We start from the raw sequence: 14,149 nt of genomic DNA, 5'->3' as shown, positions 1-14,149 counted from the left end.
TTAAATTATTAAAAAGTTAGGTCAAGTCCCAAATTAACACTCTTCATAACCGGTAAAGCAGGATAAACATCATTTTGAGTGCCCGGAACTTTTGGAGAAATACCTAATCCTGAAACTGTTTCTGGATCCCACCCTTTCCACTTGGTCCAAGTGGCAAGATTTTTCCCGCTTACATAAATTTTCACATTAGAAAGCCCTGCTTTTTTTACAAGTTCTTTGTCCATTGTATAAGCAAATGATATATCCTGCAGCCTGACAAAACTTCTGTCTTTATAAGGAGAAAAGTCCGTTATTGGAGAAATTGAGTTGGCTCTGCTGTATTCTGCATTTGGATTATTGGGAGCCCATGCATCAATATCACTAAAATGATTATTGGCAACATAAGTGGTTAAACCATAATAACCACCACCATTTGACCATGGATCATTAGCTGCAATACCACCTTGAATGGAACTGATAAAGAATTTTAAAGAGAAGTTTTTGTATGTAAGATTATTGCTTATACCAAATTGATAGTCAGCTTCTGCTTTTCCTATAAAAGTCCTGTCCTTAACATCTATGACACCGTTACCATCAAGGTCTTTAAATTTGTATGAGCCCGGTTCTGAACCTGCCGGTATTGCATCTCCAAGCTGATAAATCCCGTCCTGTACATACGTATACACCACCCCTATTGATTTTCCAATAAAATAATTATTCTGAACCAAGTCATCTTCTTTTCCATTATTGTCTAAATCTTCTCCTGTCAAACCTGTAATTTTATTATCATTATGAGAGAAGTTTAATCCCAGATCCCAATTCCAGTCCTTGCTTCTAACTGGGTTAAAACTTAAATTAAATTCAAATCCGGTATTTTGCAGCTCCCCAATATTAACCCTAACTGAATTAACACCCGCAGTTGCACTTAAAGCTCTGTCGAATAGCATATCCCTTGTAGTTGACAGGTAATAATCTGCACTACCGGAAATACGATTATTTAAAAAAGCAAAATCCAATCCAACATTATAACCTTCTGTTTTTTCCCAAGTTAAATCCGGACTAATTAGTCCATTTAAGGTAAAACTATTCACTGTCTGTGCATTATCTCCAAAAACATATTGACTATCGGTGCTTGAGGAATAAGTACTCTGTGACGAATAACGCGGTGAAGTGTTACCGTTTAAGCCGTAACTGGCTCTCAATTTAAGCAGGTTAATTTGTGAATATTTAGATAGAAAACCTTCTTTTGACAAGACCCAACCCGCAGAAACAGCAGGAAAATAGCCTATTTTATTACCTTCAGCAAAAGCGGAATGCCCGTCCCTGCGAATACTTGCATTAAATAAATATTTCCCGTCATAATCATAAATTATTCTGGCTGTTGTTGAAAGGAAAGATTCTTCATAGCCTCCTGATCCAACTTTTGGAATAAGTCCAACCCCTAAGTTATTATATCCTAAAGTCTGATTTGAAAATTGACTTGCCGAAGCATTGGTAAATTCATTCTCAATTCTGTTCCATCCATACACTAACGTAGCATTTAATCCATGCAGATGCCTTTCATCTAAGTGAGTATTATAACTTAAGATATTATCCAACGCGGTATCATAGGTGCTTGCATTATTCTTATAAGCTGTCCCTTGTTTGTTGGCACCATTTGGATTTGAATTAAACCTTTGATTCCATCGGTAGTTGTTATTATAATTAATTCTGTAGTTTAATCCTTTAATTCCAGGAACATCAATAGAAGCATATGCCTGAGCGCCTATATTACTTTGCTTGTCCAAATCATCGGACAGAACTGATAAAAAGGGGTTTTCCAGGTTATTCCCTGCAGGGTTTTGTCTTAAGGTTCCGTCCGTATTGAACGGGGTATTTAACGGGCTCATTAAAACAAATTGCTGAAGGTTGGGTGAAACTCCCGAACGGTCAGAAAAAGCTCCAAAAGTATTAACACCCACTTTTAGCCAGTCATTTACCTGAGTATCAATATTTACACGTACTGAATTACGTTTATAATTATCATTTACAATCCATCCAAGCTGATCGGTATACCCTGCAGATAAAAAGAATGTTGTTTTTTCACTTCCTCCTCGGACACTTAACTGATGATCTACTATATATGGACTGTTATTTTGTCCTGCCTCAAACCAATTGAAATCAGTTCCATTATTAATGGAATTTTGAATATCAAGGTTGGCCGCTATCCCACTATCAGTTAAATAATTGTAATTTGGATTTGGAGTAACATAATCAGGTGCAAGAAATCCTTTAGTATATTGATTTACTCTGGAAGACTCTATAAACTCTTCTCTATTTAAGGTCCTTCTGTTTATGATAGGCGATTGGATAGAGTAAAAAGTTGAATAATTCACTTCTGTTTTCTGGCTCTTTTTACCCTTTTTTGAAGTCACCATAATGATACCATTTGCAGCCTGAGCGCCATATATTGCCTTGCTGCTAGGATCCTTCAAGACATCTACAGATTGAATATCTGCCGGATTTAAATCAGTAAAGGCCCCGCGGTATACTGCACCATCCAATATGATTAAAACACCCGTATTTCCTCCAAGAGTATTTCTTCCACGCACTACAATGGTTTGGTCAGTACCCGCCGTGGCTGTCTGACCTATAGTAACTCCCGGAAGTGAACCTTGAAGAGACTGAAGAATACTGGTATTAGGCGAATCTTCAAATTGCTTTAAATTTGCAGATCCAACGGCTCCTGTTAAATCCTTTTTCTTTTGAGTACCATACCCTACCACTACTACCTCATCCAAAGCTGTCCCGGCTTCAACAAGAACTATCTTTAAAGAGGCTCCCTGACCTGCAGGAACTTCTTTAGTTTTAAAACCCACAAAACTAAATATCAATATTGATTTTGAATCCTGTACCTTCATTGTAAACTTGCCGTCAAAATCTGTTGAGCCACTATTTGTTGTGCCTTTCTCTAGAATATTAACACCCGGAACGGGCTGGCCTTGCGCGTCAGCAATAACTCCGTTTACAGTTTTTTCCTGGGCATTCATAGAATGGACCACCAAGAACAAAACAAACGAAATAAATACATTAAATTGGTTTCTCATTTTCATAATAAGTTGGTTAAATTATAAGTTAGTTAGTTGTTTTTTCCTATCTGTGCACGAGCACAGTTTCCGATTTAAAAAAAGACTAAATACAAGCCCTGAATTGTCTGTGCCCCAGCACATATTTAAAATACAAATATATGTTTAAATTCTATGTTTCCTAATTAATTTTGCATTAATCTAAAATAAAAAGAATAAAAAAACATTTAATTTAATTTTTAAACGATAGTAAAGATAATTTATCAAAATATCAAACAAAAAAAATTGTTTCTTTATAGTATTTTCAACAGTGTTAATAGAATAATCTTAAATTATTATTGATTAAACTGTTATTTAGTAAGAAAAACTCAATATAATTGTTGATTGCAAAATAACATTTCTAAAGATTTTGAGCGCTTATGGTGTTTTATAAGCCTACACTAACACATTTTTATTTATTCTTTCTTTACTATTGTGTTACAGCTACTAATTTTGACATAGCGGCGCCGCTTTTAATGGCGGCCACAGAAGGCTGGGATCCGCCTATTGAAATTTCAACGCTGCCCAGCGGCTGCAAGGTGTTGCCCTCATCATTAATTATGGAAAGATCACCTGGATTTAAATTAAAATTTATGATCTTACTCTCCCCTCTTTTTAAATGAATTCTCTCAAAACCTTTCAACGAACGTATCGGAACTTTTAAACCTGCATCTTTATGCGATACATAGAGCTCAACAACTTCATCGCCATCCATTTCTCCATCATTTTTGACCTGTACACTTATCGCAAGGTTTTCACCTTTTCTGACACTTACAGGAGTTTTCAAATCTGAATACACAAAATGAGTATAACTCAGGCCGTACCCAAATGAATATAAAGGTTCCCCTTTGTAATAGCGGTACGTACGGTTCTCCATACTATAATTTTCAAAATCAGGAAGATCATTGACATTTTTATAAAAAGTCACAGGAAGACGCCCGGCAGGATTATAATCTCCAAACAAAACATCGGCAATGGCCTGTCCTCCGGCCTGACCTGCATACCATCCCTGGAGAATAACAGGAAGATTAGCAGCTTCCCATTGAAATCCCATCGCACTTCCTGACATATTTATAAAAACTATTGGTTTTCCCGTAGCTTTCAAAGCCTGCATGGTTTTCGTTTGTAACACTGGAAGATTGATATGGGTTCTATCTCCACCTTTAAAACCGTCAACAGAAACTGGCATGGATTCTCCTTCGAGTTGGGCAGATATTCCTCCGGCAAAAACAATAACATCAGCATCCTTTACCCTTGATGCAAGTTCCTCAGGTGAAAGAGTTTCAATTATGCCAATGTCAAATTTTACCTCGGCATTGTCATTGAACTGTACATACTCTATAACAATCTTATATTTTTTTCCTTTTTCAGCCTTAAGTGTATAATAAGAATTCTTTAAATCTGTATCTATTACCTTATTATCATCAATGTATAACATCGCATGGTCATCACCCATAAGACTAAATGTTACTTGCTGCGACTTTAAAGGAGTATAATCTGTACTCCAGCGCACAGACATTTCTCTAATAATAATTTTATTATCAATCGTGTGTCCGTCTCCCCATTTAAAATCTACTTTCTTATCAAGTCTTTTGACCTGTGGATCACCCTGGAATTTTGTGTTTTGAAAGTAAGAAGCATCAAACCCGTCCTGTTTCCCTGAGCAAAATTCTTTTGGGTTATAACTGGACTTAAATACTTTATTATCTACTAAGGTAAGTCCCTGTTCAAAAATCAATCTGTCACCTACTTTGCTTTGGATTCCTTCCAAAATGGTGCTTACATGAGAAGGATACCCGTAATAGTTAGCCAGCATAACTGACTTCTCATCTGCATTTGGCCCAACCAGTGCAATCTTTTTTATCTTTTTGCTAAGTGGTAGAAGATTATTTTCATTCTTAAGCAATACTAAAGATTCCTGAGCCATTTTTAAAGCGTGGGCTTTATGCGCAGGACTTTCAAGAGCAGAAATATCTATCTTTCCCAGTGGCACGATTTCATCAGGATCAAACATTCCAAGACGAAAACGGATTGTCAGGAGTCTTCGAACTGAATTATCAATGCTTTCCTGAGTCAACAGTCCTTTATCAATTGCGCTTTTTAATGCTTTATAGGTAGGATCGGAGGAGCACTCGCAGTCAGTTCCATTTAATACCGCATCTGAAGCAGCTGTTTCTTTATCTGTATGTGTTTTGTGCGTTTTCCAAAACATCCCGATTCCGCCGCAGTCAGAAGTAACATATCCTGTGAAATTCCATTGCTTTCGAAGAATATCCTGCATAAGAATATCATTTCCACAGCATGGCTTACCTTCAAACTGGTTGTATGCGCACATTACACCGCTAACCTTCGCATCCACAATCAAATCACGGAAGGCAGGAAGATAGGTATCCCACAAATCATGTTTGGAAACCTCCGCATTGTAGGTGCTTCTACTCCACTCCGGTCCGCTGTGCACGGCAAAATGTTTGGCGCAGGCTGATGCATTGAGGTAAACAGGATCATTTCCCTGAAGTCCCTTAACAAATGCACTTCCCAGATTACCAGTCAGATAAGGATCTTCTCCGTATGTTTCCTGACCCCGTCCCCAGCGTGGATCTCTGAATATATTTATATTGGGTGACCAATATGTAAGTCCGAGATAAATTCCGGTTTTTCCTTTCTTTTTGGAATCATTGTAAATCGCGCGTCCTTCCACTGCGCAGTACTCAGCCATGGTCTTAAGAGACGCTGGATTCCAGGAAGCAGCCATAGCAATTGCCTGCGGGTATGAAGTCACATTATAGGGACTTCGGGCGACGCCGTGAAGAGTTTCATTCCACCAGTTATATGCCGGGATATTTAATCGTTCAACAGCGGGTGAATTGTTTACCATCTGACTCAGTTTTTCTTCCAGAGTCATTTTGGAGAGCAGATCGTTTACACGCTCTTCAATTGTGTTTTTTGGATTTTGATAAATTGACTGACCCGCAGTTTGAAATATACAAAAAAGCGCTAGTAAGATGAATCTATACTTACAATTAGAATTTGTATTTGTATTAAATATTGTATACATAGTAGTTAAATTTAAATAGTAATAGTTGATCTAATTTGCAAGCTGCATTACCATAATTTCTGATTTTCAATGAACTTTATTAAAGTCTCAGCCATGACAAGTTGTTCCTTTTCTTTCGGATGGCCTGGCGTGTTTTTATATTCAAAAAAACAGGACTTCACTTTAAGGTCACCTAAAGACGCTATTGTCTTGTCAACATAATCAGGCCACTTAGAAGTTTTTCTAGTAGCATCCATATTTCCTAAACAACAAATAATATGGGCATTGGGATATACGTTTCGTAGTGATTTAATAAAATTCATATACGAATTAATAACTTGTTCTTCCGATGGTTTCACAGTCCCAAACCGTGCTTGAAACTGGGCTTCGTTTGGCATATTTACAATCCAGCTATCATTTTGAAATAGGTTTACTACAACGATATCAGGCTGATATTTACCAAATTCCCAGACACTTTTAGCATCATTTGGATTTAACCTATTGTAAATTTCTGGCATAATCTCAGGGAACCAACTAGCCATTACCCCTATACCACTTTTAGCTGTGCAATGATATTCAGCATTAAAGTATCTGGCGGTAATAGCTGCATATGTTTTATAATTATTAAAATATTTAGCTGCCCCTGAATCAGTACTATCGACGGGGACATCCACACCGTGTCCCGCTGTTATAGAATCTCCAAAAAATTCTATTTTTCTTTTCTTTTTCTTATTTTTTAAAACTTTCGAATTTTTATCTGTTATAAAACCATAGAATCGAGTTGTTAATCCATTAGTGTCTGTAATTTTAAACAGTTCTAAATGATGTTTTTTATTATCTGAAAAGACCGCAAGAGTGTATTTTTTCTTTCCTTTATTTATTTTAATCTTTTTTGCATATTCTTTTTTCCCATCCACAATAACATAATAGTAGTTATCTGCTTTTTCGCTTTCAATTGTCGCTTGAACAACTTTGGTATTTTTAATTGTAATGCTAACACTGGAGCCTGTCCAGTAAAAATCTGCATAATCATTTTGCAAAGAAACTCGCCCCATGTAATCGATTAGGGGATTATTGGCAGCAATAATTTTTTCCTGTTTACTTTGAGATTGTATAATTCCAGCTGTAAAAAAGAGAAAAATGAAAAAATATCTATTATTAAATCTCATAATATCTAAATTAAATAAATTTTTAATCAGTGAGTTCAAATTCAACTTTTTCATTCCCAACATAAATGTAAAAATTGCCTGGCTCGAGTATTTTATTTCCTGTGGAATCAAAATAATTCAAATCGCTTTTCGGATCAATTTCAAATTTAAAAGTAACTTTTTGTCCAGCTTTTATTTCTTTCTTCTCAAAAAACTTCAGCTCTTTAACGGGACGAGAAATAGATGCAACGGGATCTGATATATACCAAAAAACTGTTTCTTTTCCATCTACTTTTCCAGTATTGGTAATATCAACATTGACTGTTATTTTTTGATTTTTATTTATTTTTGTTGCAGATAATTTTACTGGGCTATATTTGTAATTAGTATAACTTAAACCATGTCCAAACCAATACAAAGGTTCGGTTGAAATATCTTGATAATCTCCTTGTTTGTCAAAAGGTCTGGCACTTTGACGCATACTATAATAGGTTGGTATTTGACCAGTTGTTAAAGGAAAAGTAATAGCCAATTTTGCAGAAGGATTTATTCTGCCTGACAATATTCCAGCCAAAGGAGTCCCGCCTGCAACTCCCGGCTGCCAAATTTCGACAATAGCATCCACTAAAGGTTCTACACGCACTAACTCCAAAGGACGGCCATTTGACAAAACTAAAACAATTGGTTTGCCTGTTTTTTTAAGTGCTGACACCAATTTTTCCTGAATTTCCGGTAAAGCAATAGTAGAGCGCGAAGCATTTTCACCACTCCACGTTTTCTTTTCGCCTAAACAAAGTACTATAACATCAGATTCGTTTGCTTTGGCAACAGCTTCGACAAAACCTGATTCATCAACTCCATCAAAATCACAGCCTAATGCATAATTGATTGCTGCATTTTTAATTTCCTTTTGAATTCCTTCAAAAAGAGTTTCCGCATCTTCTGATTTTCCATTAAATGACCACGAACCCAAAATATTTTCTTTGTCTTTGGCCATCGGTCCAATCAATGCAATTTTATTTATTTTTGAACTTAAAGGCAAAGTATTGGATTTATTTTTCAGCAAAACCATTGATTCTTCAGCCAAATTAGTTGCCAATTGTTTGCTTTTTGGCTGCAGGTAACGAGATGGCTCGTCAACAATTTCCGTATACGGATTATCAAATAATCCCAAATTAAATTTCACTCTCAGGACACGAGAAACAGCATCATCGATTGCCGAGATCGGTATTTTTTTTTCGGCAATTAATGCCGTAAAATTTTCTAAATAGATATTGTCTTTCATATCCATTTCTACACCAGCCATAAATGCCTTTTGTCCTGCTTCTTTTTTATCTTTTGCAACACCCTGGTATATTAACTGCTCTACCGCATTCCAGTCCGATACTACAAATCCGTCAAATTTCCATTGTTTTTTTAGGATCTCGGTTAATGTGTAATAATTAGATGTTGCCGGTACACCACTAATATCATTAAAACCGCTCATCACAGTTGCGGCTCCAGCATCAATACACGCTTTATAAGGTGGCAAATAAGTTTCCCATAATGACTGTGCCGAAACATCGCTAAAACGATAATCACGCCCGCCCTCACTCATGCCGTAACCAACATAGTGTTTCAAACAAGCGGCAATAGAGAATGGATCTGACAAATTCTTGCCTTGATATCCTTGTACAGAAGCAACTCCAAAAACGGCGTTTACATAAGGGTCTTCACCATATCCTTCCGATACGCGTCCCCATCGCGGATCTCGAGAAACATCAATCATAGGTGAAAAAGTCCAATCAACACCTGACAAAACAGACTCTCTTGCTGCTTCACTGCAATTTAGTTTTACTAATTCCGGATTCCAAGAACAGGCTTGTGCAATAGAGATAGGGTAAACTGTACGAAACCCATGAATTACGTCGAAACCGAAAAGAATAGGAATGCCCAAATGGGTTTCTTCCATTGCCTTTTTTTGGATGGTGTTTCTTAAAACCGGATCGGCACTGAAATAAATTAGTGAACCAATTCCAGCCGGTAATCCCTTTACCTCCGGACCTATATTATTGGGATTGCTATTAACACCAAAAGTATACTGGTTTAACTGCAGGATTTTTTCTTCAATTGTCATTTTGTTTAATAAATCACTTATACGCTTTTCAACAGCAGCTGTTTTATTTTTATATACTGGTACTTGCGCCACTATTAAATGGGACAAAAGAACACAACATACAATTGCTATTTTTTTCATTCTTATTTTGATTATATTTATTTTTAAATTAATTGATAGTAACCACTATAGGTTTTTCTCTTTTAATGATATTTAATCCAATTAGTTTTTTGCCAGAATGATTAAGACAATACCGATGACGTACAACAATAACATTAAATATAAATTTCTGTACGTTGCTTTTGTGGCGTTGGCAAATTCCTTCCAAATAAAAATCCCCCAAATAGCAGCTACTATGGTTGCTCCTTGCCCCAATCCATAAGAGATAGCAGAGCCTGCTTTTCCTGAAGCGATAATATTAAAAGACATTCCCAAATGCCAAATCACTCCTCCTAAAATACCAACCAAGTGATCTCTTTTTGAACCGCTCCAATAATCTTGAAAACGTAGTGGAGTTCCAGCAAAAGGATAACGCATTAGCAATCTATTAAAAACAAAATTACTCACCACAATACCTGTAGCAAACAATACCAAAGCTGTGTAAGGCGTGAGTTTACCTACTTCTCCAATTTCAAAATCAGTAGCCATACTTACAGCAACATATTTATAGAAAAAGCCCATTAGTACCCCCGCTACAATTGCGAGAACTAATCCTTTTACAGAAAAAGAACCAGTATCTTTCGATACCTGTTTGTATGCCCTCGCATTCAACAAAATGGCAATTGCAATTAGCGCTACACCTCCAAACAATAAGGTTACATTTCCTTGCGGATTGGCAGAATAATTAACCAAAACTCCTAATATTAGCGCAATTCCAATTCCTACTGGAAAAGCAACACTCATACCTGCTAATGAAATGGCTGAAACCAACAGAATATTTGCCAGATTAAAAACAATTCCTCCAATGAATGCAGAGATCAAATTGCTATTGTCTGCTTGTTCGATATTTTCTAAAAAAGACATTCCTGTCACACCATTGCTTCCTAGTGTAAATGCCATTATTAATGACAAAATTAAAATCCCAAAAGCATAGTCCCAATAGAACAATTCAAAACGCCATTTGGCAGAGCTGAGTTTGGTAGTGTTAGCCCATGAGCCCCAGCACAACATTGTGATGAAACAAAATAATATGGCCGTAGTATACGAATGAATTACAAACATAATTTATTGTTTAAAGATTATAAAATATTGAGATAAACAGACAACATATAAAAAGCGAGAATATATTTTTCATAAAACACAATTATTTGGTTATTGATCAATCTCATTCCTTGTTGGAGCCGATGTTTGGGCACCCATTCTTGTTACTGAAATAGCTGCAGCTTTGCAGGCAAATTCAACCGCCTCTTTCCAGTTTTTGCCTTCCGATAATGCCACAATTAACGCTCCGTTAAATACATCTCCGGCAGCTGTTGTATCAATAGCTTTTACTTTCTTTGATTCAATAATTCCTGTATAAGATTCAGTCGATAAATAAGCACCTTTACTGCCTAAAGTAATGATGCTGTTTTGAACACCTTTTGCCTTAAAAATCTCGCATGCTTGGCTGGCAGTAAGCTCATCGACAACTTTAATACCGGTCAGCAATTCGGTTTCGGTTTCATTAGGCGTGATCAAAAACAGTCCATCATACACTTCATCCGATAAAACCGCCGCTGGAGCTGGATTCAAAACCAAATTCTTGTTGTTGTCTTTGGCATACTTTGCCAAATAAACGATAACTTCTATAGGGGTTTCTAATTGTGTAATAAACCAATTGGTTTCTCCTGTATTTTTAATGGCTTTTTCCACATCTTCTACATTCAATAAAGCATTGGCTCCAGAGGCTACAATAATAGAATTTTCTCCCTCTCCATTCACCGTAATCACTGCCACACCTGTTGGCGCTGTGGGATCTTGAAAAATGCTTGTTACATCAATATTCTCCTTGCCATAATGATTAATAGCGTCATTGCCGAAAGTATCATTCCCCAACCTACAAACAAAAGTAACATCACCGCCTGCCCTTGCCGCAGTAACTGCCTGATTGGCTCCTTTTCCCCCTTGAAAAGTATAAAAATCACCACCCAAAATAGTCTCGCCTGGCTTTGGGAATCTTTCCGTTTTCAATACCAAATCAGTATTGGAACTCCCAACTACAATTATTTTATTGCTCATAATTAATTATTTTGTTTTTTAAGCCATGTAGAAATTATTCCGCCAGTTTGACTTGCATCGGCATAAGGTACCAGTATGATACTTTTGCTGGTTTTCTCACTGTTGGCTTTAAGCTGGAATTTTTCTGTGCCTACCCAATTTTTTGGTAAAGAATAATTAGCTGGTTTTAGTTCTATATTGGCTGTGTTTATAGTAATAGCATTAAAATCAAAATCATTATTGAGCCTTTGATCGTAGGCCAATACTTGAGGGCCTCGTTGTAAGGCAATTTGATTTGGATAACTTTTCCCTCCATCTAGTACTATAATTGGCATAATAAAACTGATTTCTATCTTATCGCCTTTCTTCCAAACTCTTTCAATTGAGGTGGTTTGCTTTTGGGCAATTATTTGTTTCTGACCGTTTATTTGAATGCTAAAATCACTTGCCCAATATGGTTTTCTAAATTCAACAGGAAATTGAACTTTACTTTTGCTATCGACAGTTATGGTTACTTTTCCATCCTTCAAAAAGTCGCCAGTTGTTGTAAAGGCAATTTTATTTTTATTAACCACTGTACTATATGTTCCTGGCTGATACAATAAAAAGGCAGGGTTATTGTTTATTTTTCCGTTTCCAAATAGCGGTATCATGGCAATTCCTCTAGGCACACTGCTCATACAACAAGTGATTACTGTTCGGAAAGGCTTTTTGCCCACCAATGGAGTATAATAACTAACACCGCCCGTTTGCGGGTTTTCTGCTCCCGTTAAATGATTGTATATGGAGCGCTCCAATTCATCTAAATATTTCATTTCACCTGTAATACAAAAAAGCTGATAATTAAGCTGAACCCAGGTAGTGGTCACGCAACCTTCTCCCATATTATCCTTATGGCTGCCCGGCAGAACATGATCGTCTTGAAAATGCTCGAAAGAACTAGTGGTTCCTGTGATATATAGTCGACTTTTCACAATATCATTCCAAGCTGTTTCAATTGGTTTTAAAAATTGATTATCATTAGTTAAACGATACAATTTTACAATTCCTAAAAAATTAGACATCATTTCATAGGCTTTGGCATTGGCAACCTTATCCACTCTTCCCTCTGCGTCCAAAGTTGTAATTATTCTCGGACCACCTGGATTGTCGAAACTTTTTACCAGTCCATAACAATACTCTAGATATTTTTTATTGCCTGAAAAACGATAAAGTTCTGTCATTGATTCTAAAATGCAGGTTGCTGCCATACCCACGTGTCCACCCGCTTTTACAATATCTTTTTGTCCTTTCTCTGTACCAAAAGTCTGCATTAACAAATCGCCAATTTTTTCACTTGATGCCAGAGCGGGTTTGAATCCGGAAAGTTCATAATAGCGTAATAATCCCATTAAATCATAACGATGACTCCACACATCCCAGCTGGTCCAATGGCTGTCCATGTCATAAGTACCCAGATAACCATCTTCCAATTGAGCGCCAATAAGCTGTTGGGCTGTTCTGTCAATTTGATTTTTTAATTCTGGGGTTGCTTTATTATCATAGGCATTACAAGCTGCTTCCAAAAATTTACCTACATGCTCTCCAATCCAGGAATGGTTACCGGGGCGATTAATAAAACCTGCCAATAATGCTTCTTCATCCACTTTTTGAAGCCGCTGTTCTGTGTTGGCTTTAAGTCTATCTCCCAACCAGCCATCAATTGCAATTTTATTTAAGTCTGCAGGGATATATTTTTGTGATGCTTTGTATTGAACAACTGGCAAAGCTGACTTGTAGATGATACTTTCATAACCGTATTCTGCATTCCATTGACTGGTATAATCGAATGAAGGAACGCTAAGTGTATATACTACTTTCAAAAAAGGGGATGCCGATTTGTATGGAAAAACAATTGGATTTTCTCCCACTCCAAGCACAATGTTTTTTTGTGAACTATGGATTTTTGTACCCTGAAAATTATAAAAATCTGCCAGCAAAAATCCATCTATCTTTTTTGGAGATTTATTGGTAATTTCTAATTGATATTCTAACTCTTTATTTTGAATTGTACCTTTAACATCTCCATTTTTAATAGTGCTTTTATAGACAAAAAAATTGGAAGGAGCTGCAGCGGTGAATGTTGGGATTTTAGAAATTTTAAATGCCCCCCAATGACTCACCCTAAGGGCAATGATATTTTCTGTATCCCATAATATATCTTCTTTTGCTACCAAATAATTTCGATAGGTATCACCTGAACCTGTTGAACCAATCAACTTTCCATTTAGGTAAGTATCATCGCTTTGAAGCACTTTTCCCATACTCAAAGTCAATAAACCGGTTTTCTCAAATTCGGATTTCAAAGAAGAAGGTATGATTACTTTTTTTCGGATCCACAAGGTTCTGTTGGCTGTTGTCTTATGATCGTCGCTCCATTTCAAATCCGTCAAACTTTCCCAAGAGCTATCATTGAATTCCGATTGACTAAATTCTTTTTTATCTTCAAAAGTGATCTTCCAAGACCCTTCAAGGACAAAAGCCTGAGCATTTGCTGTTCCACTTACCAAGCAGAGAAGTATGGCAAGAATGATAATTTTAAATTGATTCATGA

The 14,149-nt window shown here is 36.5% G+C and carries 7 protein-coding genes; all 7 read right to left on the bottom strand.

Annotated features, from left to right (window positions below):
• Window positions 1-8 precede the first annotated feature (8 nt).
• The gene (locus EV142_RS10535; protein ID WP_127340723.1) at window positions 9-3,071 is read right to left on the bottom strand and encodes a SusC/RagA family TonB-linked outer membrane protein; all 3,063 of its coding nucleotides are present in this window, start codon (window positions 3,069-3,071) and stop codon (window positions 9-11) included.
• A 442-nt stretch (window positions 3,072-3,513) separates the two neighbouring features.
• Window positions 3,514-6,138 carry a glycoside hydrolase family 3 C-terminal domain-containing protein gene (locus EV142_RS10530; RefSeq protein WP_127340722.1) on the bottom strand — a complete coding sequence of 875 codons (2,625 nt, stop codon included), beginning with the start codon at window positions 6,136-6,138 and terminating at the stop codon, window positions 3,514-3,516.
• A 47-nt stretch (window positions 6,139-6,185) separates the two neighbouring features.
• Window positions 6,186-7,286, bottom strand: a complete 1,101-nt coding sequence (locus EV142_RS10525) for an SGNH/GDSL hydrolase family protein (RefSeq protein ID WP_127340721.1) — start codon at window positions 7,284-7,286, stop codon at window positions 6,186-6,188.
• Between the two features lie 22 nt (window positions 7,287-7,308).
• Window positions 7,309-9,501, bottom strand: coding sequence for a beta-glucosidase BglX (gene bglX / locus EV142_RS10520; protein ID WP_127340720.1), 2,193 nt, complete (start codon window positions 9,499-9,501; stop codon window positions 7,309-7,311).
• Between the two features lie 81 nt (window positions 9,502-9,582).
• Complete coding sequence (locus EV142_RS10515) at window positions 9,583-10,581, bottom strand: GRP family sugar transporter (protein ID WP_127340719.1); 999 nt, start codon at window positions 10,579-10,581, stop codon at window positions 9,583-9,585.
• Between the two features lie 90 nt (window positions 10,582-10,671).
• Window positions 10,672-11,577 (bottom strand): ribokinase, encoded by a 906-nt coding sequence (gene rbsK / locus EV142_RS10510; RefSeq protein WP_127340718.1) that lies wholly within the window; start codon window positions 11,575-11,577, stop codon window positions 10,672-10,674.
• 2 nt (window positions 11,578-11,579) lie between these two features.
• Entirely contained in the window at window positions 11,580-14,147 is a 2,568-nt protein-coding gene (locus EV142_RS10505; protein ID WP_127340717.1) for a beta-L-arabinofuranosidase domain-containing protein, read from the bottom strand.
• Window positions 14,148-14,149 lie beyond the last annotated feature (2 nt).

Source organism: Flavobacterium circumlabens (assembly GCF_004345565.1).
GTDB classification, from domain to species: Bacteria; Bacteroidota; Bacteroidia; order Flavobacteriales; family Flavobacteriaceae; genus Flavobacterium; species Flavobacterium circumlabens.
Note: the sequence above shows the minus strand (reverse complement) of the source record. Positions and strands in the feature narration are given on the sequence as shown.

What these genes read in the sequence shown, in the direction of transcription:
- EV142_RS10505 (WP_127340717.1), bottom strand. Translation starts at nt 14,147, where the DNA reads ATGAATCAATTTAAAATTATCATTCTTGCCATACTTCTCTGCTTGGTA.
- EV142_RS10535 (WP_127340723.1), bottom strand. Translation starts at nt 3,071, where the DNA reads ATGAAAATGAGAAACCAATTTAATGTATTTATTTCGTTTGTTTTGTTC.
- EV142_RS10525 (WP_127340721.1), bottom strand. Translation starts at nt 7,286, where the DNA reads ATGAGATTTAATAATAGATATTTTTTCATTTTTCTCTTTTTTACAGCT.
- bglX (WP_127340720.1), bottom strand. Translation starts at nt 9,501, where the DNA reads ATGAAAAAAATAGCAATTGTATGTTGTGTTCTTTTGTCCCATTTAATA.
- EV142_RS10515 (WP_127340719.1), bottom strand. Translation starts at nt 10,581, where the DNA reads ATGTTTGTAATTCATTCGTATACTACGGCCATATTATTTTGTTTCATC.
- rbsK (WP_127340718.1), bottom strand. Translation starts at nt 11,577, where the DNA reads ATGAGCAATAAAATAATTGTAGTTGGGAGTTCCAATACTGATTTGGTA.
- EV142_RS10530 (WP_127340722.1), bottom strand. Translation starts at nt 6,138, where the DNA reads ATGTATACAATATTTAATACAAATACAAATTCTAATTGTAAGTATAGA.